The sequence below is a fragment of the Halarchaeum nitratireducens genome (assembly GCF_014647155.1).
Taxonomy (GTDB): Archaea; Halobacteriota; Halobacteria; order Halobacteriales; family Halobacteriaceae; genus Halarchaeum; species Halarchaeum nitratireducens.
On record NZ_BMOQ01000003.1, the window covers coordinates 183,753 to 206,505 of the forward strand.

The following is a 22,753-nucleotide window of genomic DNA, read 5'->3' on the forward strand; positions in this document are numbered from 1 at the left end:
GAATCGAAACCCCTAAAGTCGAAACCGGGCTACGGAAGAGTGCCTGCCTGGGTAGCTTAGCGGTAAAGCGCGTCCTTGGTAAGGACGAGACCCCGGGTTCAAATCCCGGCCTAGGCTCTTCTCCTTCCCCTTCCTCTTCGCCGAGTCACGCTTCCCGCGGCGTCGCACGCGTCGCGGTGGCTTTGAACGACGCGACGATCGAGGCCCCTTCTTCGACGTCGAGGCGTTCGACGCTCGTCGCCGTGAGCAGCGCGTCGATCGGCGTCCCCGCGCCGATGTCGACGGCGACGCGGACGACCGCGTCACCGCGCTCGACGGCCGTGACGACGCCCTCGAAGCGGTTGCGCGCGCTCGTGGCGTCGGCGGCCGGCGACGCGTCCGGGTCGTGGAGGGTGACGGCGTCGCCGCGGACGCTCACTTCGACGCGATCGGTGTCCGGTGGGACGAGCGCGCGGATCGCACCCGCCTCGGTGTCGACGACGCCGAGCTCGCCCGTCCGGTCCGTGACGGTCCCGTCGAGGACGGCTACCGTCGTCTCGGCGATGGCGGCGTAGCCCGCGCGGAGGCGCTCGAAGCGCGCGACGAGGGCGCGACCGTCGTCGGTGAGCGTCGTGCCGCCGCCGCCGGGGCCGCCGCGCGTTCGCTCGACGAGCGGCCCGAAAGCGTTCTCCAAGTCGTCGAGTCGCTCGTGAGCGCGCGAGTAGGAGCGACCGAGGCGGTCGCTCGCGGCGTTCAGCGATCCCGTGGCGTCGATCGCGCGCAGGAGGGCGGCATCGCGCGCGCCGAACGCCACGTCGTCGGCGCGGAGGCTGGCGTCGAAGCCGGCGTCGGCGTCCATATCGACCATATCCGATCCCCGAGCAAAACCGTTATGTCGCCGGCCGCGAGCGTTATATCTATGACGAAACAACGGTCGCGCCGCGACGTTCTCGGTGCGCTCGGTGTCGCGGGTCTCGGCGGTCTCGCCGGCTGCGTCGGGACTGACGGCGGCTCGGGTGCGAAGAGCGCGACGGATTCGACGGGCTCGGGATCGTCGAGTACGGGCGAAGCGAGTGCGTCGTCGGACTCGTCCGGGACGGTGCAACTCTTCCACGCCGGGAGTCTCACGGCCGCGTTCGACGACCTCGAGGACGGGTTCACCGAGCGCTACGACGCGGCGGTCAGTCAGGAGTCCGCGGGGTCGGTACGCTCGACGAAGAAGATCACGCAGCCGCCCCATCGCGCCGCGGACGTCCTCGCCGTCGCGGACTTCCGGCTGCTCCGCGACGACCTCCTCCCCGACTACGGCGACTGGTACGCGATCTTCTCGACGAATGCGATGACGCTCGCGTACACGGACGACTCAGCGTACGCCGACGAGATCACGCCCGACAACTGGTGGGACGTCCTGACGCGCGACGACGTCTCTGTCGCGCACTCTGACCCCGCGGTCGATCCGAACGGATATCGCTCGCTCATGTCGATGGATCTCGGTGCGATCCCCTTCCGAGGCGACGCGCTCTACGACGATGCGACCGCGCGGTCGCTGAAGGACAACGCGCACGTCCCGGCGAGCGACGAAGTCGCCCTCCTGAGTCAGCTCCACTCGGGGAAGATCGACTACGCGTGGGAGTACCAGTCGACGAGCGCGACCCACGACGTGAACACGCTCGACCTCCAGCACGCGGTCGACCTCTCGAAGGCGACGAGCGCGTACGCCGACCACTACGCGAAGGCCACGGTGAACGCCGGCGGGACGACGTACACGGGCGCGCCCATCGCGTACGGGATCACCGTCCCGAACACGGCCGAGCACCCCGACTGGGGCGCGAAGTGGATCGCGTACGCGCTCGGCGACGGCGCGGACGTCGTCGCACGGGACGGCTTCTCCGCGCTCGACACCGCGGTGGTACCGGCGTCGTCGTCGGACGCAGTGCCCGACGCCGTGATGGCGGAAGCGAAAGCGAAGTCCTCGCTTGGCCCCCTGTCCCTCTGAACTCGTGTCCACGGACGTTCGCTACGGCGGCGTTCCCGCGCTTGGAGCCCGCGCGCTCGTGCTCGCCGTCGGCGCCGTGCAGGTCGCGGCGTTCCTCGTCGCCGACGCTCTCGGTCGTCCCACCCTGTACGTCGCGTTCGCGGTCGCCAGCGCCGCCTGCCTCGGTGCGCTCGCCGACCGCGGCCCGTTCGGCATCGTCGCCGCCTGCCTGAGCGGTGCGCTCCTCGTCGCGCTCGTCTATCCGCTCGTCACGCTCGTCACCGTCGCCTCGCCCGAGAGCGTGCTCGCCGCGCTCGCCCGTCCAGACGTTCGACGAACGCTCTACCTCTCCGTCTACGCCCCGCTGCTCGCCACGCTGCTCGCCTGTGTCCTCGGCGTCCCGCTCGCGCTCCTGTTGCGCCGCGGCTTCCCGGGGCGCCCGCTCGTCGAGTCCCTCGTCGACCTCCCGCTCGTCGTCCCGCACAGCGTCGCGGGTCTCGCCGTCCTCCTCGCGTTCGGCGAGGGCGGGGCGTTCCCGACGCTCCCCGTCCTCGGTGCCGTCCCCGGCCTCGTCCTCGCGCTCGCGTTCGTCAGCGCGCCCTACGCGGTTGACGGCGCACGCGAGGGATTCGAGACGGTCGATCGCGACGCCGAACGCGCCGCGCGCTCGCTCGGCGCCTCGCGCTTCGAGACCTTTCGCCGCGTCACCGCGCCGCTCGCGGTCCGGGGCGTCCTCTCCGGCGCCATCCTCTCGTGGGCGCGCGCCGTCTCCGAGTACGGCGCCGTCGCCGTCGTCGCGTACAACGTCTCTGTCTTCTACCCGCCCGCCGGCGAGCGCGTGCAGGCGATGTTCGGCTCCGTCTTCGTCGTCCGCGAACTCGACGTCAACTTCGACGCCGCCGTCGCCGTCGCCGTCTGCCTCCTCGCCGTCTGCGTCGTCGTCTTCCTCGCCGTCCGCGCGCTCACCCGCGACGCCGGGAGGTGGGCCTAGTGCTTCGCTTCGACGTCCGCGCCGCGTTCCGCGACGACGCGACGACGTTCGAGGTCGCCGCGGACCTGACCGTCCGCGACGGCGAGACGCTCTGCCTCCTCGGGCCCTCCGGGAGCGGGAAGACGCTCCTCCTCGAACTCCTCGCGGGGTTCCACGACCACGACGGGTCGATCGAACTCGACGGTCGCTCCCTCGACGACGCGCCGCCCGAGGAGCGCGATCTCAGCCTCGTCTTTCAGAACTACGCGCTCTTCTCCCACCTCAGCGTCCGCGAAAACGTCGCCTTCGGGGCGACGTACCACGAGGACGCCCGCGACCCGGACGCCCTCCTCGCGCGCCTCGGCGTCGCGGACCTCGCGACGCGCTCTCCCGAGACGCTCTCCGGGGGAGAGAAACAGCGCGTCGCGCTCGCGCGCGCGCTCTGCGTCCGCCCCGACGCCTTCCTCCTCGACGAACCGCTCTCCGCGCTCGACGCCCCGACGCGCGAGCGCCTCCGCGACGACCTCGTTGACGTCCTCGCCGACGAGACGGCGGTGTACGTCACCCACGACCGGACGACCGCGCGCGCCGTCGCCGATCGCGTCGCCGTCCTCCGCGGCGGTCGCGTCGCGCAGGTCGGTCCGACGGAGGCGGTGTTCGAGCGCCCCGCGACCCGCTTCGTCGCCGCCTTCACCGGCGCCACCGTCGTCGAGAGTACCGACCTCCCCGCGGGCCTCGACGCCCCGACGGGGACGCTCGCCGTCCGCCCCGAACACGTCCGCGTCGGCGTCGACACCGGCGTCCCCGCGCGCGTCACGCGCGCCGTCCGCGAAGACGCCGCGCACCGCGTCACGCTCGCCGTCGGGGACGCCGAACTCGTCGCGTACGCGCCGACCGATCCCCCGACGGAGACGACCGTCGCCGTCCCGCCCGGGCGCTGGCACGTCCTCCCCCGTGGGGGACGCGACGCCGACGCGTGACTTTATCCGCGCGCCGACCCTCGCCGTCGCGTATGGAACGTTGGGACGCCCTCTTCGATCGCGCCGCCGACTACGACGTCGCCCTCGACGACGTGCGCGACGCGCTCGCCGACCGTCGGGGTGCCGATGAGTAGACGCGACCCCGATCCGCCGGACGTCTCGCGCGTCGTCGCCGACGCCGACGTCCTCGCCGCGGACCTCCTCGTCGGCGGGGCCGCCCGCGACGCCCTCGACGTCGTGCGCGCGCACTCGTGGATGACGCTCGTGGCGAGCGACGCGCTGCTCGACGACGCTGAGGCCGTGATCGCCGACCTCGCCGACGGCGCCCTCGCCACCGACTGGCGCGAGAAAGTCGCGTCGCGGGCGGCGCTCGTCGATCACCCCGACGGCGACCATCCCGCGCTCGCCTCGGCCGCGCACGGCGACGCCGCGCGCGTCCTCACCTTCGACGAATCGCTGCGGAGCGCACGGACCAACGCGACCGTCAAGAAGTACGTCACCGTGAGCTTCTCGCCACCCGACGGGTTCGCGCGTCTCTTCGACCCCGAGCGCCTCTACCCCGAGGTCGTCGGCGGTGACTACCCCGGCCCGGACCGCGATCCGCGCGCCTGACGTCCCCCTCGCTTATTCGCGCTCGGCCAGCCACTCCGCGAGCGACGCGAGCGCGCGCCCGCGGTGCGAGACGGCGTTCTTCGCCTCGGTCCCCATCTCCGCGAACGTCTCTCCCTCGTGCTCGAAGATCGGATCGAAGCCGAACCCGCCGGCCCCGCGCGGTGCGACGATCCGCCCCGACACCTCCCCGGTGAACGTCTCGACCGTCTCCCCGTCCGCGTACGCCACGACGGAGCGGAACGCCGCCGCGCGGTCGTCGAGGGACCGCACGAGCTCCCAGACGCGCTCGATCCCGAGCGTGTCCTCTACGTACGAGGAGTACGGCCCGGGGAACCCTCCGAGGCCGCCGACGAACAGCCCCGAGTCGTCGACGATCACCGGATCGCCGCCGCCCGCGGCCTCGTGGGCTTCGTGCGCACCGCGCGCCGCGATCGCAGCGAGGTCGTCGCTCTGGATCTCCGCGTAGTCGTAGTCGAACTGTTCGACGGCCGCGTCGAGGTAGTCGCGCGCTTCGCGCACCTTGCCGGCGTTCGTCGTCACGAAGAGTAGGCTCATGGCCTATCGTGCATCGCCGCGGACCAAAGAGCGTTCGAAACCGTCGGCGACGCTTACTCGTCGACGACGACTTCGACGGCCTCGTCCACCGCCCCCTCCTCGTCCTCGCCCTGCTGTTGCTGCCAGAGGAGGACGCCGGCGATGGCGAGGACGATCCACGAGCGCCAGTTCGCCAGGTTCAGCGTGTAGCCGACGCCGAACGGCTTCTCGACGAGCATCCCCTCGCCGGGCTGCCAATACGCCTTCAGCATGTTCGAGAGCGACGGACGCTCGAAGTTGTACGGGACGCCGAACAGTTCGCCGGACGTGGGTTTCTCGGGCATACGCGACGCTACGGTGGGCGGTGGGAAGAAGCTTTTCGCTATCGGTAACGCCCGCGTTCCTCGACCTCCCGCAGGCGCGCGACGACGTCCGGATCGCCCGCCTCGCGGTACGCCGCCTCCGCCGCCGCGACGAGCGGCTCGGGGTCGCTCGCCGTCCCCCTGATCGACCCCTCGAAGACGCGGAGGTCCATCGCGTAATCCTCGACGTCGTCCGTGTAGTAGCCGAGGCCGAAGTCGATGAGGTGGACGCGCTCTGCCCTCCCATCGCGCGAGGCGCGCTGCCCGTGTGTCGCTTCCGCTCCCGCTCGCTCGTCCCGCGTCACGCTGCGCGTGACGCGCGCGTTCCGGGTCGTCGGATCGCCGTGGACGAAGCCCGCGTCGTGGATCGCCGCGAGGTGCTCGGCGACGGCGGCTATGCGCGCCTCATTCAGCGCGTCGCGCAGGTCGGTGTCGCCGACCCGTTCCATCCGCAGCGTGCTCTCCGGGACGTCGACGTCCGAGAGCACGGGCGTCGGGACGCCGACGCGCCGCGCCTCCGAGAGCAGGCGCGCTTCCCCCGTCGTCCGCTCCCGGCGGAGGCGCGCGTCGAGCGCGTCGTGACGGTATCCCTTCGGCCGACGAGTCTTCGTCACTCTCGTCTCGTCCGCCTCGACGATCGCCTCCGCGCCGCGCAGGTCGCCGCCCGACCCGCCGAGCAACACGTCCTCCGCGTCGTCGCGCCACGTCACCGCCACCTCGTCCGGCCGGTAATCCGGGTCGATCGCCGACTCCGCGACGTCGAGCGTATCGCCCGCACGATACATCTTCGCACCGAGCACCGCGATCATCCCCGCGTTGTCCCGGAGGAAACGGGGCTCGGGCGCGTAGAAGCCCGCGCCGCGCTGCTCACACATCGCCGCCAGCATCCCGCGCAACCGGGCGTTCTGGCCGACCCCGCCTCCCAAGACGAGCTCGTCGCGCCCCGTCAGTGAGAGGGCGCGCTCAGCGACCTCCGTCAGCATCCCGAACACCGTCTCCTCTAAGCCCCGACAGACGTCCTCGACGGGCGTCCCGTCGTCGTAGGCGTCCTTCGCGGCACTCATGATTCCCGAGAAGGAGAAGTCCATCCCCTTCACGACGTACGGGAACGGGACGTACTCCCCGCGCTTCGCGTGGTCCTCGACCTTCGGACCGCCCGGGTGCGACCAGCCGACGTGGCGCGTGAACTTATCGAGGGCGTTCCCCACGCCCGTATCCATCGTCTCTCCGAGCACGCGATAGCGCCCGTTGTGATACCCCAGGACGTGCGCGTTCGCTCCGGACGCGTTCAGACAGACCGGCGACTCGAACCCCGAGCGATGGCGACCGATCTCCAAGTGTGCCACCATGTGGTTCACGCCAACGAGCGGGACGTCGAGACCCTGCGCGAGCGCGCGCGCCGCCGACCCGACGATCCGCAAGCACGGCCCGATGCCCGGCCCGCGCGCGAACGCCACCGCGTCGATCGGACCCTCGGCGTCTTCGAGGGCGGTCTCGATCACCGCCGGGATCGCCTCGCGCATGTGCTCTGCGGCCTCGCGCGGGTGAATACCGCCGCTCTCCGGTTCGTACGCGTCGGACTCGATCCTGACGCGATCGCGCTCCGTATCGAACACCGCGGCGCTCGCACACCACGCCGTCCCTTCGATCCCGACGACGCGCATGAAAAGACGTTAGCGCGTTACTTCCACTCGGTGTAGCCGCACTTCCCGCAGTGCTCGCGGTCCGAGTGATCCGCGAGGAAGGTGTCGCCACAGCGCGGACACTGGGTCTTCGACGCCGTGCCGTCGTCGTTGTAGTAGTCGGCGCGGGACATTACTCCTCAGCCTCCGCTTCCTCGGCCCCCTCGGCCTCGATCTTGTTGCGTTCGAGCATGTGGCCCTGCTCGACGTCGATGGCGGCGTCCGGCGACTCGTAGACCTTCGCGTAGCCCACGGTCTTGCGCATCCCGAACTTCGTGTCGAGGCTGCGGACGACGACCTCGTCGCTGTCCTTGTCCAGCGTCGCCGCGAGGGAGTCGCGGACGGAGAGACGGGACGGCGTCGCCTCGTCGTGCGTGATCTCGAACTGGACCTCCTGTCTGTGGAGGAGCGGATTGCCCTCCTCGCTCAGGATTTCGATTTCCATGATCAGTTGTCATCCACTAAGGCGCCGAACCGAGTAAAAGCATTACGAACGACCTTTTGCAGCGCTCGGCGCGGCTTCGCCGCGCCGTCGCTTGCAAAAGCTCGGCCAAAAGCGCTGTACGACCCCGTAGGGGTCGTTTGCGCCTCGCCTGACGGCGAGCGAACCGCGACTCTACCGGGCTCTCCGAGCCACTCGGGTCGCGGACACTGGCGACGTGGATCGGTCGGTCGGCCGAACGCTTTTCTCGCGCTCCGCCGTCCCCGCTCGTATGCCTTCCACGGTGATCCGATGAGCACGGCGTTGGCGCAGCGAGCCGGCCTCGCGGTGCTCCTGCTCGGCTGGTTCCTCCACTCGGCCTCGGCGGGCGACGTCTCGGCCGTCGGCCTCCTGCTCGCGTTTCTCGGGGCTGTCGGCGTCGTCCTCGCGTGGCTTCGCGACTACTGACGCTCGACGAGCCGCCAGAACGCCGCGGTCGTCTCCAGCTCTTCGGCGAGGTCGCGCACGCGCTCGCGGAGGCCGGCGGTGACGTTCGCGCGCACCATCCCCTCGCCGGGCTGGCCGTACACCACCGTCGCGTCGGCGGGCGCGAGGAGGACGGCGGGCACCGTGGCGAGGTCCTCCTCGCCCGTCACGTCGATCCGCGTCGGACCGTCGGCGTCGATGGCGTCGCGGAGCGCGCGCACTAACTCGGCGGAGAGCGTCCCCGGCTTCGAGTCGACGCCGACGGTCCGCGGCGCGTTCGGGATGTCGGCGAGCACGTCGTCGGCGATCGACTCGCGCTCCGTCTTCCCGTCGACGACCGCGACGTGTGGCGCGACGCCCGCCCGCCCGAGGTGCGCGCTCACGACGTCGCCGACGGCGACGATCGGCTCGCCCGCGCCGTCGAGTAGCTCGTGTGCGTCCGCGAAGACGGGGCCGAGTGGCTCCTTGAACGACGCGCGCGCGCTCTTCGGCAACGTTGCGACGGTCTCCATCGACCCGTCAGCGGACCTTCAGCGCGTACTCGCCCGCCTCCGTGACCTCCATCTTCTCCGCGATCTCGGAGGACCCGGGGTGCGTGATGACGACGTAGCCCGCCCAGTCCTCCGTGAGGTCGTTCGACCCGCAGTAGGGACAGACGTCCTCGTCGGGTTCGACGATCCGGTGACAGTCGTGGCAGGCGAGGCGGTTCGACGCCATCCTACTCGGCCTCCGGGTTCTCGTCGGCCTTGCGGAGCCACTCGTGCTTGCCGAGACCGGGCTGTTTGGCGGTGAGGCCGATCTTCGACTCCCGCGGGTTGCGCTCGTCGATGCTCTTCGTGACGATCCGTGCGCGGACCGCGTCGTCGACGCCGAGCACCTCACTGGACTCGCGGCTGGCGAGCTGTTGGTTCTGTTCGTCGTACGCGAGGTACTCGTCGCTGATCTGGCTGACGTGGAGCAGGCCGTCGACGGGGCCGATCCCGACGAACGCCCCGAAGTTCACGACCTCGACGACCTCACCGTCGATGACCTCCTGCATCTCGGGGTCGAACGTGACGGCGTCGAACTCCGCCTCGTAATACACCCCAGGTCGGTTCGGGAGAACCGCGCCGTCGCCGATCTCGTGGACCTCCGTCACCGTGACGACGCTACCGAGGTTCTCGTCCATGCGCCCCTCGAGCTTGTCCTGGAGTAAGCGTTTCACCAGGTCCGGCGAGACGTTCGCCAGGTGCTCCGGGGGTACTTCTACCGTGTCCTTCAGGCGTGCGCGCTTGTACATCTATGGGTGCGTGCGTGTGAGTCGATTCCGGCCCCGGAGGTGTATCACCGGGGTACCGGCCGCGAGTACGCGCTCGCGGAGGGGGCCGTCGTTCGTGCAGACGACGTCGACCGCGCCCGAGTCGGCGAGCGCGACGATCTCGTCGTCCGCGTACTGTCCGTCCGTCTCCTGTTCGTCACAGCGGGCCGCGAGGTCCGTCCCGACCGCCGCCGCGGTCGCCGCCTCGCCGTTTCCGTCGGCGAGCGACGCCAGTTCGTCGGCGACGACGTCGGGGACGACCGGGTCGTAGTCGGCGCAGACCCGATCGAGCTCCTCGAAGACGCGAACGCCGACTTCGACCGGCATCATCAGCGCGTTCGCGTCCAGTGCGACCCGTTCCGTCATGTTACCCCTGCAGGCGGCCGATGCCGATGAGACGCCAGCGCGCGCCGACGCGGCGGTTGATGGCGATGACGTCGCCGACCTCGGCACAGACCGGGCGCTTGAGGTTCACCTCGCACTCGCCCTCGCGCGCGGACGTGACCGCGCCGACCGTGGTGGCGGTGCCGACGGTGAGCATCAGCGGCTCGCCGGTGTTGATGTCGTCGATGGTCTCGCCCTCCTCCGCGCCGACGAGGCGTTCGAGGAGGTCGACCTCCATCTCGAAGGACTCCCACGTCGGCGGGAGCGCATCGGGGTGGCCGGCGACCTGTCCGGCGAGCGCGTCGCCCTTCGTCATGCTCGGATCGAGGCCCGTCCCCACGCCCAGCAGGCCGCCGGGCGTGACGGTGTCGACGTCCTCGCCGCCCGCCTGAAGCGAGCGGACGGTCGTCGTGATGGACTGCCACTCGGACTGGCCGCCCTCCTCGACCTCGCGGCCCGGCCGGAGTTCGAGGTCGTCGTCGACGTCGAGCTCGCCCGCGACGAGGCTCCCGCCGAGGACGCCGCCAGTGAGCCCCTCCCACGTCGTGCCGGGGCGGTTGATGTCGAAGGAGCGCGCGACGTACATCCGCGGGTCCGCGTCGGGATCGCGCTCGGGGGTCGGGATCTCCTCCTCGATCGTCTCGATGAGGACGTCGAGGTTGATCTCCTGCTCGGCCGACACGGGGACGACCGGGGCGTCCTCGGCGACGGTGCCCTCGACGAACTCTTGGATCTGCTCGTAGTTCTCGCGGGCCTGCTCGCCGTCGACCAGGTCGATCTTGTTCTGCGCGATGACGACGTTCTCGATCCCGATGATGTCGAGCGCCATCAGGTGCTCTTCGGTCTGGGGCTGAGGGACCTCCTCGTTCGCGCCGACGACCAGCACCGCACCGTCCATCAGGGACGCGCCGGAGAGCATCGTCGCCATCAGCGTCTCGTGCCCGGGCGCGTCGACGAATGACACCGTCCGCAGGACGTCGGTGTCGACGTCGTGCTCCGAACAGTGCTCCTCGACCGTGTAACACTCGGGGGGCTCGTCCTCCGGGCAACGCCGGAACGTCGCGTCCGCGTAGCCCAGTCGGATGGAGATGCCGCGTTTCATCTCCTCGGAGTGCTGATCGGTCCATTCGCCGGACAGCGCGCGCACGAGCGTCGTCTTTCCGTGGTCGACGTGCCCGACGAGACCGATGTTCACCTCCGGTTGGCGGTGAGTTCCTGCCATGCAGTAATCTTGCGGGTACTTCACCCCGCAGAAATGATAAAGCCCCCGATTCGACGGCGTCGCGGCGGTTCTCAGCCCGTGCCGACGCCTCGCACGACCACCCCCGACCGCCGCAGGTACTATCCCCCGCCTCCGCCTACGACCGGCATGCAGACACGTTCACCCACCACCGGGAACCACTCGCGACTCACCGATCGACGCCGATGAGCGCGTTCGCCGACGCGTTCGTCGGTGTCGCCGGCTCTAACCCGATCGTGCAGGCGTTCGTCGGGGGTCTCGTCATCGCCGCGCTCAACCTCGTCGGCGCGCTCGGCATCATCGTCTGGCGCGATCCCTCGGAGCGCGCGCTCGACGGCGCGCTGGGGTTCGCCGCAGGCGTGATGCTCGCCGCGAGCTTCACCAGCCTCATCCTCCCGGGGATCGACGCCGGTGGCCTCGTCCCCGTGCTCGTCGGCCTCGTCCTCGGCGTCCTCCTCCTCGACCGCGCGGACCGCTGGGTGCCCCACGTCCACGTCCTCGTCACCGGGGGCACGCGCGCCGACGCCGCGAAACGCGACACGGGCGACGCGACGGATCCCGAGGCGTCGAGCGACGACCCCGGCCTCGACGTCGACGGTCGCGTCGCTTCCGTCCTCCTCTTCATCGTCGCCATCACGCTCCACAACATGCCCGAGGGCCTCGCGGTCGGCGTCGGGTTCGGCACCGGGAACCTCGGCGAGGCGCTCCCCCTGATGCTCGCCATCGGCATCCAGAACGTTCCCGAGGGGCTCGCCGTCGCCATCGCCGCGCGCAACGCGGGTCTCGGAACGCGCTTTTACGCCATGATCACGGGGCTTCGCGCCGGCCTCGTCGAGGTTCCGGTCGCCGTCTTCGGCGCGTGGGCCGTCCTCGTCGCCACTCCGGTCCTCCCGTACGCGATGGGGTTCGCCGCCGGCGCGATGCTCTACGTCATCTCCGACGAGATCATCCCCGAGAGCCACGCGCGGGGCTACGAGCGCACCGCTACCCTCGGCACGATGGCCGGCCTGATGGTAATGCTCACCCTCGACGTCGCGCTCGCCGCCTGATCCGACGCGGCGCTTAACCCCGCGGCGCCCCTCCCGTGGCGTATGCGAGAGTTCGCGTTCGAACTCCGGCTCTGCGCTCACCTCGAACGGTCGTATCCGGTGGTGGCGCGCCAGCTCGGCACGAGCGTCCGCGCCGCCGGCGGGCGCATCGTCGACGTCGTCTGTCTCACGCGCGGCCCCGAGTTCGACGCTCGAACGCGGCTCACGCCCCACGCGATTCCCGTCGCCGCGATCGAGGCCGACGTCGGCGTCGGCCGGTGGCGTCGCGTCACCGCGGCCTTCGACGGGTCGCCGGCCCGCGCCCGCGACCTCGCCGAACGCGGGCACGAGGCGGGCTTCTTCGACCTCGACAGGCGGGACGGCCACGCGGTCGTCCGCCGGACCGCGCGCTACCCCGACTGGGTCGGCGACCTCGTGGGGATCGAGAACAAACCCGACCTCGGGGAGCCGGGGGACCTCGACGCGCAACTCCGCCACGACGTCTCGCTCGGCGTCCTCGACTACGCCGTCCTCGCCACCGAGTCGTACGTGACGCGCGCGCACCTCAACCGCCTTCCGCCCGACGTCGGCGTCTGGCGCGTCGACGTCGACGCCGCGGAGCCGATCGAGGTGGTGCGCGAACCGACGCGCCTCGACGCCGACGGCTGGGGGCTCGAACCCGGCGACGCCCACCCCGGTCGGCGCGAGGTCGCCACCGTCCCCCCATCGGAGAAGGCCACCCAACGGCGTCGCGTCGCCGAACGCGCCTACGGGAAGGGGTGGCGGACCTACGACCTCCCGGCGTGTGCGAACGCCCAGCGCGGGCGCGAGGCGGGTGTCGAGACGCTCCCCGACTGCGCGTACAAGGACCGCCTCGTCGATCCCGCGAGCGAGTGCGGGCCGGCGTGCCCGGGGTACGCCGCGGGTGACGCGCCCGACGTCGATCCCGAAGCGGAGCGCGCCGCCCGACAGGCGTGGGACCCGGACGCGTCGAGCGCGCGCACGCAGGCCGGCCTCGGGCGGTGGACGAACGACTAACTGCACTCGGCTCCGCTCTCCGACGTGTCTCGCACTCGCCCGCTCACCCGCTCCGGCGTTCGCGTCGTCCTCTCCGGCGTCGTCGGCCTCCTCGTCACCGGCGTCGCGTACGCCTCCCCCTCAGAGTGAGAACGTCTCGCCGTCCACCGCCAGCGGCGCCGCGAACGCCTCGTTGGGCGGATAGCGGTGGGCGACGTGCACCACGCGCAACTCGGCCGCGTTCAGGTCGTCCGCGAGCGACACGGCGCCCTCCCGCGTCATGTGTTTCGTGCCGAACGTCCGCGGGGTCCCCGTCTCGTCCTCGTCGCGGCCGCCGAGCGGGTGGTAATCGCAGAGGCTCGCGGGGACGATGCCGTCGGCGAGCAGGAGGTCGGCGTCGCGGAGCGCGTCTCGGGAGGCCGCGGGCACCCGGTAGCTCGTGTCCCCCGAGAGCGCGAGCGTCGCGCCCGTCTCGGGCTCCTCGACGACGACGCCGTAGGTGAGCAGGGGGGGATGGTCGACGGGGACGAGCGTGACGTCGAAGCCGCAGACGCGAAAGGACTCGTGGGGCGTCCGCGACTGGACGCTCACCGTCTCGAGGTAGTCGTACTTCCGCCGGATCGTCCCGGCGACGCTCTCGTTCGTCTTCGGGTCCGTCTCGTTCGCGGCGTAGACCGGGAGGTGATCGAGGAGCCGATAGACGTTGCCCAAGCCGTCCAGGTGATCGAAGTGGATGTGCGTGATGACGGCGGCGTCGGGGAGCGCCACGTCCTCGCGGAGGAACTGCTGTCGGAAGTCCGGGCTCGCGTCGATGAGGAGGACGTCGCCCGTCGACTCGTTGCGGACGTGGACGGACGAGCGGGTGCGCTCGACGCCGCGCTCACGGGCGGCGAGGCAGGTGTCGCAGTCGCACCCCGGCCGGGGCGTTCCCGCGGTGTCGCCCGTCCCGAGCAGCGTCACGCGCATCCCTAGTCGTCCGCGTCGGCGGGCGCGTGTTCGTGTTCGTGGTCGCGGTCGTGATCGTGTCCGTGGTCGTGCGCGTCGTCCTCCGTCTCCACCGCCTCTTCGAGGCTGTCGAGGTTCCGCAGGTGATCGCGCTCCTCGAAGGACTTGACCGCGTCGAGGAGGTCGGCCTGCGAGAGCGTGGTGCGGTCCTCGACGAGCGCGTCCAAGACGGCCTCGCGGAGGACGAGGCGGAGGTCGCTCCCCGTGAGACCGTCGGTGTTCGCGGCGATCGCCTCGGGGTCGAACCCCTCGACTTCGATGCCGCGCGTGACGATCCGCAGGATGTCCGCGCGCATCGGCTCGGTGGGTTTGGGGAAGCTCAGGATCTCGTCGAAGCGCCGCCACACCGCCGCGTCGAGCTCGTCCGGGTGGTTCGTCGCGCCGACGAGCAGGACGTCGTCCTTCACGAGGCTCATCTCGTCGATGGCCTTCAGGAGGGTGTTGACGGCGCGCTTGATCGCGGCGTGCTCGTCGCTCGTCCGGGTCTTCGCCACGAAGTCGAACTCGTCGATGAAGAGCACGCAGGGCGCCAGGCGTTTCGCCACCTCGAAGACCTTCTCGACGTTCTTCGCGGTCTCGCCCAGGTACTGGCTCGTGATCATCGAGAGCTTCACCTCGACGAACGGGAGATCGAGGCGGTGGGCGAGCCCCCTCGCGGTGCTGGTCTTCCCGGTGCCGGGCGGGCCGACGAAGAGGAGCTTCCCGACCTCGACGAGCCCGACCTGCGCGAGGTAGTCGCGGTGCTCGATGGCCTTCGAGACCTTCGCGGTCTCCGCCTGCTGCTCGTCGGTGAGCACGAGGTCGTCGAGCGTCGTCTCAATCTCCGCGGGGGCCTGCACCTCCACGAGGTCGAGCATCTCCTCGTCGTCCTCGTCGAACATGTCCTCCAGCAGGCCGTCGATCCACTGCGGATCGGCCTGCACGGGACGGTTGGCCTCGCGGGCGGCCGCGTAATCGACGTCGTCGAAGTCGTCCTCGTAGGCCGCGGCGAGCGCGGGGTTCGCCTGGATCCGCGGGGCGTTCGCGTGGTTCGCGTACCACTCCTTCGCCATCTCGTCGTCCACGAGGCGGATGCGCCCCGAGAACGAGTCCTGTTCGGTGAACATCAGGCTCGCTACCTCGTCCCACGGATCCGCGATGTCGGTCGCCTCCGCGACGGCCTCGCCGGTCGCCTGCGGGGGTCGGGGGACGCCGTCGCCGTCCCAGAGCGCGCTCCGGACGGCTGGCGGGAGGTCGTTCTCATCGAGGTCGGTGTTGCGCTCGTAGACGCGTGCGGTCAGGAGGAACTCCACGACGTCGAGCGCCCGATCGGTCATTACCCCCGGAATTGACGCTCCCGCCGCATAAGACCGTCGGACGACCGACGGCGCGTCACGCCGCCACGACGCTCCCGTTCGGTGCCGGCATCGCGCCCGCCGCGTCGGTCGTCGCTCCCTCGGTCGCGTCGTCGCGGACGAAGAAGACCAGCGGCCGCCCGGACTGGTACCCCTGATGGGTGCGTTCGGTGTAGGCGTCCGCGTCGAGCGCGCTCCGGACCGCTCCCGCCTCGCTCTCCAGCGCGATCACGACCGGCGGCTGGCGGTCGGCGAGGACGCTCCGGTCGGTCGTGCTCCCGACCCGCGCGCCGTACCGATCGAAGTACCACGGGAGCGGGAGGCGGGCGAACCAGCCCGGATACCCCCCGCTCTCGATCTCCAGCGACGGCGGCCGTTCGAGGTCGCTCGGGTTGTAGAACTCCTCGCCGTAGAACACGACGTCGATCCCGTCGTGCGCCGCGGCCACCGTCTCGATCTCGGCCAGCGTCGGCTTCATCTCGCCCGCCGGCTGGGCGTACTGGACGAGCGGGTTCGTCTCGCCGTCCTGCGGGGCGGCGTAGCTCGTGTACGCCGCGGTGCCGCCGACGACCGCCGCGCTCACGAGCAACACCGCGGCGGCGAGGCGGAACGCGATCGGCTCCCCGGCGACGTAGCCGCGCTTGCCGACGCGGTGCACCCACGCGAGGCCGACCGCGGCGGGGAGCGCGAGCGGCGCGACGACGTGCGTCGCGAGCCACCCGGCGAGGATGTCCGTCACGACCGCGTAGCCGAAGATGCTCGCCGTCCCCCAGTAGAAGCAGAACTCGACGACGTTCCGCGTCCCGCCGCGCCCGTAGCGCTCTCGGACGAAGCCGACGAGCGCGAACGCGCAGGTGACGGTCGCGGTCAGCCCGACGATCTTCAGGAGGCGGCCGACGAACTCGACGGTGGAGTGGCTGCTCATCCCCGCGTGCGCCCACGTGTCGACGAACGCGTGCCACGTGTCGACCGTCGCCGTCTCGACGACGCCCGCGAACGCGCCGGGCCCCCCGAAGAGCCCGTACACCTCCGGGATCGGCGCGTAGAACGCGACGACGACGGCGGCGAAGACGAGGAGCGCGGCGGGAAGCGCGAGGAGGAACGCGGCGGCGGTCCGCGTCTCGGCGCTCCGTCTCCACTCGCCGACGGCGTCGGTCACCGACGCGACGAGGCCGCGCTCGCTCAGCGCCGCGGCGAGCAGGTGTCTGTCGAGGACGAGGACGCCCGCGCCGATCCACGCCACCGGGTAGAGCAGGGCGTTCTCCTTCATCGTGAACGCGAGGGCGAACGGGAGGGTCCCCGCGAGGACGTAGCGGATCCGGCGGGTCGCGGCCGCCCGCGACCAACAGCCGAGCGCGGCCATCATGCAGGCGGCCACGAGCAGGTCGTTGCGCATGAACCGCGAGTAGTAGAGGAGCGCGGGGCTCGCGGCCAGCAGGAGACCGAAGATCACGACTTCGTCGTCGCGCAGTCGGTCGCGGTAGAGGTAGGCACAGAGCGGGAGGAGGCCGCCGCCGACGGCGACCACGAGGCGCATCGTGGCGTCGGTCGCCCCGAGCCACGAGAAGACGACGCCGTTGACGTGCGGGAGGAAGGGGCCGTGGATGATCGGGCGATACTGCCACTGTCCGACCGTCATGTAGTGGAGGATCCAGTCGGCCACGCGCCCCTCGTCCTGGTGGGCGACGCGCGCGCCGAGCGCGACGAGGCGGGCGAGGAGCGCGAGCGCGGTGACGACGAGGAGGACGGGGAGCGGGCGGCTGAACCGGCGGAGACGCTGGCCCATAGCGCTACGTGGGTGGTGGCTCCTAAAACGCTTTAGGAGACGGCGCGCGGTCCGGCCAATGCGCCGCCCGCCGCGATCGCGTCCGCCGCCGTCGTCGGCGTGCCCGGTCTCGTGTCTCTCCCCCGCTCTGTGGGCGACTGGTCACTCCGCGGGCGCGTCGAGCGACCCGAGGACATCGTTCCACGCCTCGCGTCCGCGGAGCGCAGTGAGCGGTCGGGGCGGGTCCGGGTCCGCCGGGCGCTCGCCGAGGGCGTACGACCACCACCCCACGTCGTGCCACGCGCCGTGCTTGTACCCCATCCCGGAGAACGTCCCCTCGTGCTCGAAGCCGAGGGACTCGTGGAGCGCGACGCTCGCCTCGTTCGGGAGCGTCACGACGGCGTAGACGACGACGTACCCCTGTCGATCGAGCAGCGCGAGTAACGCCTCGTAGAGCGCTCTCCCGATCCCGCGGCGCTGTGCCGACTCGGTGACGTAGACGGTGCTCTCGACGGCCCACTCGAAGGCGCCGTACGCGCGGATCGGCCCGGCGCTCGCGTAGCCGACGACGTCGCCGTCGCGCTCGCAGACCAGCCACGGATAGTCGGGGAGCGTCTCCGCGATCCGCTCGCGGCACGCCGCGACGCTCGGCGGCGCCGTCTCGAAGGTGATCGCCGTCTCCGCGACGTACGGCGCGTAAATACGTCTGATCGCCGCCGCGTCGTCGGGCGTTGCGAGGCGGAGCGCCGGATCGCTCACGCCGGTTCGCTGGGCGGTGCTCGGCCGCCGATCACGCCTTCTCCGCCGCCGACGAGGGGTTACACCGCTCGACGGCCTCGCGGACCGCCTCCTTCCGCCCGAGGAAGGTGAGGTGGTCGCCCGCCTGTAGGGTGAAGTCCTCGCTGGGGACGGCGTTCTCGCCGTCGCGGCCGACGAGCGCGATGATGCAGCCGTTCGGGAGGTGTTCGTCGAGCTCGCCGATCGTGCGCCCGACGAGGTCGTCCGCGGTGACCTCGATCTCCTGAACATCGCCGCTGCGTCCGATCTCCGTCATCCAGTTGGAGAGCGCCGGGCGCTCGATGAGGTTGTCGATGCTCCACGCCGTGGCGAGCGAGGAGGAGACGGCGCGAACGCCGAGCTCGCTGAACGCGTCGACGTTGTCTGGGTTGTTGACCCGCGCGATGATGGTCTCGGGGTCGAACTTCGAGTCGACGAGCTGGCTGACGAGCAGGTTCGCGTCGTCGTCGCCGGTCGCGGTGACGACGATCTTCGCGTTCTCGATGCCCGCGGCGCGTAACACGTCCATGTCCGTGCCGTCGCCGGCGTGGACCGTGAAGCCGCGCTCGCGCGTGAGTTCGATGGTCGATTCGTCCATTTCGACGATGACGACGTTCTCACCGCGGTCTTCGAGGCGCTCTGCGAGCGCGCGACCGACGGTGCCGCCGCCGACGATGATGACACGCATGGGTATGACGTCGAGGAATTCCGCGATGTGCCTCGCGAGGCCGCCCTCGAATACGACCGTGAGGAGGATGGTGAGGAAGACGACGCTGACGAGCGCGTTCGCTGCGTTCTCCATCCCGGCAGAGCGCAACTGGACCGCGAAGAGCGTCGCCACGGACGCGGGGATGATCCCGCGGGGGCCGACGAAACTGATGAACGTCCGCTCGGCCATCGTGAAGCGATCACCGAACGTGGAGACGAAGACGGCGAGGGGGCGGACGACGAGGGCCGCCCCGGCCGCGACCGCTACGCCCGCGATCCCGAAGCGTAGCAGGTCGCCGAGCGAGAGCAGCGACGCGAGCGCGATGAAGACGAAGGAGAGGACGATGAGCGTGATATCGCCTTTGAACGTCTCGATCTCCTCCTCGTAGGGGAGGTCGGCGTTCCCGAGGATGATGCCCGCGGTCGCCACGGCGGGGAGCCCGGCCTCCCCGAGCCCCGAGAGCTCCGCGAGGCCGTACGCGGCGAGCGCGCTTGCGAGCGTGACGAGCCGCGCGTTCTGCACGGCGTTCCCCGGCGAGAGGTCGATCCGGCGGAGGAGCGCCCACGCGGCCCCCGCGACGACGAGGCCGGCGACGACGCCGACGCCGATGCGCGCGGAGAACGCGGTGATGACCTCGCTCGTCGTCGCGGCCTCCGCGGTGACGACCTCGAAGGCGACCACGGCGATGACCGCCGCCGTGACGTCGTTCACGACGCCCTCGGTTTCGAGCGACGCGCCGACCCGATCGCGCACCGGGACGACCTCGAGGATCGGCGTGATGACCGTCGGCCCCGTGGCGACGAGGAGCGCGCCGATGAGGAACGCGACGTCCCACGGCTGCCCGAGGAGGACCCTGACGAGGAGCGCCGTCCCGAGCAAGGCCACCGCCGCTCCGAGCGTCACGAGACGTAAGCTCTCCCGGGGCGCTTCGCGAAGCTTCTCTAGTTTCAGGTGGAACGCCCCCTCGAAGACGATGATGGCGACGCTCACCCCGACGATCCCGGAGAGCGCGCCTCCGAACGTATCGCGGCCGATGAGACCGAACACCGGCCCGACGAAGACGCCCGCGAGGATGAGGAACAACACGCTCGGCACACGGAGTCGCGCGGCGACGAGCTGGGCGAGGACGCCCAGCACGAGGATGAGCGCGACGAGTGAGATGAGTGACGATCCGGACACGGGTACCAGTAGGTTGTTTTGGGGGATATGCAATAAATGGGGGTGGTCGCGGCGCGAAATTCCACGACTGTTCGGTGGTGTTTATGCTACTCTCCTATCGAGCGCCACTAGAACCCCGCGCACGTTCATCGCCACCTCCTCCTCGGCCTTGTGTGCCGGCCAGACTTCGTCCAGCGACGTCCGCTCCGCGAAGTACCGCTCGACCGCCTCGTCGTCGTCGAGCTCTGCGCGCTTCTCCCGGACGCGCGCGACCCACTCCCGCAGGGTGGTCGCGTACTCGTCGAGCACGCCGTCGACGTCGTCGGCGACCGGCCCGAAGTGCGGGTAGAGCAGGACGTCGGGGGCGCGCTCGCGGATCGTCGCCACGTCGTCGAGGCAGGTCTCCAGCTCGAAGTTCGGCGGCGGACTCGTCTCGTGGACCTCACTGAGCGCGGGCACCCAGATGCCCGCGGCGTCCGCCGTGTGCACGAAGCCGTCCCGGTCGTCTTCGAGGACGACCTGGTGGGGCGCGTGGCCCGGCGCGTGGTGGGCCGTGAGCGTCCGATCGCCGAGGTCGATCCGGTCGCCGTCCGCGAGCTCGACGATCCGCGACTCGGGGACGGGCTCGGGGTCGACGTAGTAGCGCCACTGGTCGCCGACGGCGCGCTTCGTCCCCGCGACGAGGTCCGCGGGGTCGACGAGGTGGGGGGCGCCGATCTCGTGAACGTAGACGTCGGCGTTCGGACAGGCGTCGGCGAGGAAGCCCGCGCCGCCCGCGTGATCGAGGTGGACGTGCGAGACGACGATCGCGCCGAGGTCGTCGCGCGCGATCCCGACTTCGTCCAGCGCGTCGAGGACGCGCTCGTGGTGCGTGCCGATGCCCGTATCGAGCACCGCGGGCCGTTCGGCGTCGACGACGTACACCGCGCCGTAGCCCGGCGTGTCGTACATCCCCGTGTCGACGTAGTGGACGTCCGTGCAGGCGTCGACGCGCGCGACGTCCCCCGGTGACGTGCCGCTCTGTGGCATGACTCGACGTGGGACCGGAAGCGCGAAAAAAGCGCCGCCCGGCGAGGGAGACGAATCCCGTCACCGTTTTGCCCGCCGACGGGAACACGTACGTATGCTCAGCCGGCAGTTCGTTCGGGAGAACCCGGACGTCGTGCGCGACGCCTTGGAGAAGAAGGGGGTCGACGCGGACCTGGATCGGATCCTGGAGATCGACGAGGAGTGGCGCGACCTCAAACGGAGGGGCGACGACCTCAGACACGAGCGTAACGAGGTCTCCTCGGAGATCGGGCAGCTGAAACAGGAGGGGAAGGAGGAGGCGGCCCAGGAGGCCATCGAGCGCTCCCAGTCGCTCAAGGACGAGCTCGCGGACGTCGAGGCGCGCGCGGACGACCTGGAGGGCGAACTCGAACGCCTCCTGTTGACGCTCCCGCAGGTCCCGCAGGACGAGGTGCCCGTCGGCGCGGACGAGTCCGAGAACGTCGAGCGCCGCCGCGAGGGCTTCGACGACCTTCGCGAGCTCCCCGACGAGGTGGTCCCGCACTACGATCTCGGCGAGGACCTGGACGTCCTCGACTTCGAGCGCGGCGCGAAGGTGTCGGGCGGCGGGTTCTACTTCGCCAAGGGTGCGGGCGCGCGCCTCGAACACGCGCTGATCCAGTTCATGCTCGACGTCCACCGCGAGCAAGGGTACGTCGACGTCTTCCCGCCGATCCCCGTCAACTCGGCGTCGATGGAGGGGACGGGGCAGTTCCCGAAGTTCGTCGAGGACGCCTACCGCGTCGGCGGCGTCAACGAGGCCGACTACGACGACGACGACCTCTGGCTCCTCCCGACCGCCGAGGTGCCCGTGACGAACATGTACCGCGACGAGATCCTGCTCGGCGAGGACCTCCCGCTGAAACATCAGGCGTACAGTCCCAACTTCCGCCGCGAGGCCGGCGAGCACGGGACGGAGACGCGCGGGATCGTTCGCGTTCATCAGTTCAACAAGGTCGAGATGGTGAACTTCGTCCGCCCCGAGGAGTCCGCGGAGCGCTTCGAGGGTCTCGTCGACGAGGCCGAGGAGGTCCTCCGCCGCCTCGAACTCCCGTACCGCATCCTCGAGATGTGCACGGGCGACCTCGGCTTCACGCAGGCGAAGAAGTACGACCTCGAGGTGTGGGCGCCCGGCGACGACATGGACGAGGGCCCCGCGGAGGGCGGGCGGTGGCTCGAAGTCTCCTCCGTCTCGAACTTCGAGGACTTCCAGGCGCGGCGCGCCGGCATCCGCTATCGGCCCGAGCCCCACGAGTCCGCGGAGTACCTCCACACGCTGAACGGCAGCGGTCTCGCCGTCCCCCGCGTCGTCGTCGCCATCCTCGAGTATTACCAGAACGAGGACGGCACCGTCGACGTCCCGGCGGCCCTCCAGCCCTACATGGGCGGCCAGACGGTCATCGAGGGCCGCGAGAAGGTCGGTGAGAGCGCGCTCGGCGCCGGCGAGGGCGACGACGCGTAGTGGACCTCCACGTCCGCTACGAGGGCGACGACGACCCCGAGAAGTGCACGGCCCGCAAGCTCGCGCGCTTCGACATGGCCGAGCTCCACCGGACGAACCGCGCGACGCCGTACGGGCTCGTCCTCAACCCCCACGCGGACACCGCGCTCTCGCCCGCCGACGCCGATCACTCGACGCTCGTCGCGCTCGACTGCTCGTGGGAGACCGCCGAACGCGCGATGTTCGAGATGGCTGGCGATCACCGCGCGCTCCCCTTCCTCGTCGCCGCCAACCCCGTGAACTACGGGAAGCCCTTCCGGCTCAACACCGCGGAGGCCTTCGCGGGCGCGCTCTGTATCCTCGGCGAACGCGAGCACGCCGAGGACGTACTGGGCAAGTTCCGGTGGGGGCACACCTTCCTCGAACTGAACGAGGAGCCGCTGCGCCGATACGCGGCGTGCGCGGACTCGACGGAGGTCGTCGCGGTCCAACAGGAGTACCTCGACGCGGGCGAGGAAGCGTAGCGGAACCACCGGAGTGACGGCTCACT

26 protein-coding genes and 1 tRNA gene are annotated in these 22,753 nt (G+C 70.7%); 10 read left to right on the forward strand and 17 right to left on the reverse strand.

Features of this window, described 5'->3' with window-relative positions; translation table 11 throughout:
• Positions 1 to 45: 45 nt before the first annotated feature.
• Positions 46 to 117: transfer RNA gene (locus tag IEX91_RS05505), tRNA-Thr, on the forward strand.
• 28 nt (positions 118 to 145) lie between these two features.
• On the opposite strand, the gene IEX91_RS05510 is transcribed toward IEX91_RS05505, so the two are convergent.
• Entirely contained in the window at positions 146 to 838 is a 693-nt protein-coding gene (locus tag IEX91_RS05510; protein WP_188877609.1) for a TOBE domain-containing protein, read from the reverse strand.
• A 60-nt stretch (positions 839 to 898) separates the two neighbouring features.
• Between IEX91_RS05510 and IEX91_RS05515 the strand changes: the two genes are divergently transcribed.
• The 4 genes from IEX91_RS05515 (at position 899) to IEX91_RS05530 (ending at position 4,516) form a co-directional block, all read left to right on the forward strand.
• Positions 899 to 1,975 carry a substrate-binding domain-containing protein gene (locus tag IEX91_RS05515; protein ID WP_188877610.1) on the forward strand — a complete coding sequence of 359 codons (1,077 nt, stop codon included), beginning with the start codon at positions 899 to 901 and terminating at the stop codon, positions 1,973 to 1,975.
• Between the two features lie 4 nt (positions 1,976 to 1,979).
• Complete coding sequence (locus IEX91_RS05520) at positions 1,980 to 2,945, forward strand: ABC transporter permease (RefSeq protein ID WP_188877611.1); 966 nt, start codon at positions 1,980 to 1,982, stop codon at positions 2,943 to 2,945.
• The gene (locus IEX91_RS05525) at positions 2,945 to 3,904 is read left to right on the forward strand and encodes an ABC transporter ATP-binding protein (protein WP_188877612.1); all 960 of its coding nucleotides are present in this window, start codon (positions 2,945 to 2,947) and stop codon (positions 3,902 to 3,904) included. Before IEX91_RS05520 ends, IEX91_RS05525 begins: the two co-directional genes overlap by 1 nt.
• 126 nt (positions 3,905 to 4,030) lie before the next feature.
• Complete coding sequence (locus tag IEX91_RS05530; protein WP_188877613.1) at positions 4,031 to 4,516, forward strand: DUF7384 family protein; 486 nt, start codon at positions 4,031 to 4,033, stop codon at positions 4,514 to 4,516.
• Positions 4,517 to 4,528: 12 nt separating this feature from the next.
• Here IEX91_RS05530 and rdgB read toward each other — a convergent pair whose 3' ends face one another.
• From rdgB to IEX91_RS05555, 5 genes are read right to left on the reverse strand one after another with little or no spacing between them, the layout of a single operon-like run.
• Complete coding sequence (rdgB, locus tag IEX91_RS05535) at positions 4,529 to 5,071, reverse strand: RdgB/HAM1 family non-canonical purine NTP pyrophosphatase (protein ID WP_188877614.1); 543 nt, start codon at positions 5,069 to 5,071, stop codon at positions 4,529 to 4,531.
• A gap of 53 nt (positions 5,072 to 5,124) precedes the next feature.
• Positions 5,125 to 5,394, reverse strand: coding sequence for a DUF5808 domain-containing protein (locus tag IEX91_RS05540; RefSeq protein WP_188877615.1), 270 nt, complete (start codon positions 5,392 to 5,394; stop codon positions 5,125 to 5,127).
• A 38-nt stretch (positions 5,395 to 5,432) separates the two neighbouring features.
• The gene (locus IEX91_RS05545; protein ID WP_188877616.1) at positions 5,433 to 7,076 is read right to left on the reverse strand and encodes a bifunctional N(6)-L-threonylcarbamoyladenine synthase/serine/threonine protein kinase; all 1,644 of its coding nucleotides are present in this window, start codon (positions 7,074 to 7,076) and stop codon (positions 5,433 to 5,435) included.
• A 17-nt stretch (positions 7,077 to 7,093) separates the two neighbouring features.
• Complete coding sequence (locus tag IEX91_RS05550) at positions 7,094 to 7,228, reverse strand: 30S ribosomal protein S27ae (RefSeq protein ID WP_188877617.1); 135 nt, start codon at positions 7,226 to 7,228, stop codon at positions 7,094 to 7,096.
• Positions 7,228 to 7,539 carry a 30S ribosomal protein S24e gene (locus tag IEX91_RS05555; protein ID WP_188877618.1) on the reverse strand — a complete coding sequence of 104 codons (312 nt, stop codon included), beginning with the start codon at positions 7,537 to 7,539 and terminating at the stop codon, positions 7,228 to 7,230. The genes IEX91_RS05550 and IEX91_RS05555 overlap by 1 nt, the downstream gene beginning before the upstream one ends.
• 288 nt (positions 7,540 to 7,827) lie before the next feature.
• On the opposite strand from IEX91_RS05555, the gene IEX91_RS05560 reads away from it, so the two are divergent.
• Positions 7,828 to 7,983 (forward strand): hypothetical protein, encoded by a 156-nt coding sequence (locus IEX91_RS05560; protein WP_188877619.1) that lies wholly within the window; start codon positions 7,828 to 7,830, stop codon positions 7,981 to 7,983.
• Here the strand turns inward: IEX91_RS05560 and IEX91_RS05565 are convergent.
• From IEX91_RS05565 to IEX91_RS05585, 5 genes are read right to left on the reverse strand one after another with little or no spacing between them, the layout of a single operon-like run.
• Positions 7,977 to 8,513, reverse strand: coding sequence for a GTP-dependent dephospho-CoA kinase family protein (locus IEX91_RS05565; RefSeq protein ID WP_188877620.1), 537 nt, complete (start codon positions 8,511 to 8,513; stop codon positions 7,977 to 7,979). The two genes, IEX91_RS05560 and IEX91_RS05565, sit on opposite strands and share 7 nt — an antisense overlap.
• Before the next feature lie 7 nt (positions 8,514 to 8,520).
• Positions 8,521 to 8,718 carry a transcription elongation factor subunit Spt4 gene (spt4, locus tag IEX91_RS05570; RefSeq protein ID WP_188869467.1) on the reverse strand — a complete coding sequence of 66 codons (198 nt, stop codon included), beginning with the start codon at positions 8,716 to 8,718 and terminating at the stop codon, positions 8,521 to 8,523.
• Between the two features lies 1 nt (position 8,719).
• Complete coding sequence (locus IEX91_RS05575; RefSeq protein WP_188877621.1) at positions 8,720 to 9,280, reverse strand: DNA-directed RNA polymerase; 561 nt, start codon at positions 9,278 to 9,280, stop codon at positions 8,720 to 8,722.
• On the reverse strand, positions 9,281 to 9,664 hold the full coding sequence (locus tag IEX91_RS05580) for a twitching motility protein PilT (RefSeq protein ID WP_188877622.1): 384 nt from the start codon (positions 9,662 to 9,664) through the stop codon (positions 9,281 to 9,283).
• 1 nt (position 9,665) lies between these two features.
• Complete coding sequence (locus IEX91_RS05585) at positions 9,666 to 10,904, reverse strand: translation initiation factor IF-2 subunit gamma (RefSeq protein ID WP_188877623.1); 1,239 nt, start codon at positions 10,902 to 10,904, stop codon at positions 9,666 to 9,668.
• Positions 10,905 to 11,107: 203 nt separating this feature from the next.
• On the opposite strand from IEX91_RS05585, the gene IEX91_RS05590 reads away from it, so the two are divergent.
• Together IEX91_RS05590 and IEX91_RS05595 are read left to right on the forward strand one after the other, a co-directional pair.
• The gene (locus tag IEX91_RS05590) at positions 11,108 to 11,971 is read left to right on the forward strand and encodes a ZIP family metal transporter (RefSeq protein ID WP_188877624.1); all 864 of its coding nucleotides are present in this window, start codon (positions 11,108 to 11,110) and stop codon (positions 11,969 to 11,971) included.
• 42 nt (positions 11,972 to 12,013) lie between these two features.
• A complete protein-coding gene (locus IEX91_RS05595) occupies positions 12,014 to 12,988 on the forward strand; it encodes a DUF5787 family protein (RefSeq protein WP_188877626.1) in 975 nt (324 codons plus the stop codon).
• Between the two features lie 120 nt (positions 12,989 to 13,108).
• Here IEX91_RS05595 and IEX91_RS05600 read toward each other — a convergent pair whose 3' ends face one another.
• The 6 genes from IEX91_RS05600 to IEX91_RS05625 all read right to left on the reverse strand — a co-directional run bounded on the left by IEX91_RS05600 (position 13,109) and on the right by IEX91_RS05625 (position 20,744).
• Positions 13,109 to 13,933, reverse strand: a complete 825-nt coding sequence (locus IEX91_RS05600; RefSeq protein ID WP_188877627.1) for an MBL fold metallo-hydrolase — start codon at positions 13,931 to 13,933, stop codon at positions 13,109 to 13,111.
• A 2-nt stretch (positions 13,934 to 13,935) separates the two neighbouring features.
• Positions 13,936 to 15,288 carry an ATP-binding protein gene (locus IEX91_RS05605; RefSeq protein WP_188877628.1) on the reverse strand — a complete coding sequence of 451 codons (1,353 nt, stop codon included), beginning with the start codon at positions 15,286 to 15,288 and terminating at the stop codon, positions 13,936 to 13,938.
• A 55-nt stretch (positions 15,289 to 15,343) separates the two neighbouring features.
• Positions 15,344 to 17,092 (reverse strand): flippase activity-associated protein Agl23, encoded by a 1,749-nt coding sequence (locus tag IEX91_RS05610; protein WP_188877630.1) that lies wholly within the window; start codon positions 17,090 to 17,092, stop codon positions 15,344 to 15,346.
• Positions 17,093 to 17,233: 141 nt separating this feature from the next.
• Positions 17,234 to 17,830, reverse strand: coding sequence for an arsinothricin resistance N-acetyltransferase ArsN1 family B (locus IEX91_RS05615; RefSeq protein WP_188877939.1), 597 nt, complete (start codon positions 17,828 to 17,830; stop codon positions 17,234 to 17,236).
• Between the two features lie 31 nt (positions 17,831 to 17,861).
• Positions 17,862 to 19,745 (reverse strand): cation:proton antiporter domain-containing protein, encoded by a 1,884-nt coding sequence (locus IEX91_RS05620; RefSeq protein WP_245332878.1) that lies wholly within the window; start codon positions 19,743 to 19,745, stop codon positions 17,862 to 17,864.
• A gap of 72 nt (positions 19,746 to 19,817) precedes the next feature.
• On the reverse strand, positions 19,818 to 20,744 hold the full coding sequence (locus tag IEX91_RS05625) for an MBL fold metallo-hydrolase (RefSeq protein ID WP_188877632.1): 927 nt from the start codon (positions 20,742 to 20,744) through the stop codon (positions 19,818 to 19,820).
• Positions 20,745 to 20,838: 94 nt separating this feature from the next.
• On the opposite strand from IEX91_RS05625, the gene serS reads away from it, so the two are divergent.
• Positions 20,839 to 22,224: a serine--tRNA ligase gene (gene serS / locus IEX91_RS05630; protein ID WP_188877634.1), complete on the forward strand. Its 1,386-nt coding sequence runs from the start codon at positions 20,839 to 20,841 to the stop codon at positions 22,222 to 22,224.
• A complete protein-coding gene (locus IEX91_RS05635; RefSeq protein ID WP_188877635.1) occupies positions 22,224 to 22,727 on the forward strand; it encodes a DUF367 family protein in 504 nt (167 codons plus the stop codon). Before serS ends, IEX91_RS05635 begins: the two co-directional genes overlap by 1 nt.
• Positions 22,728 to 22,753 lie beyond the last annotated feature (26 nt).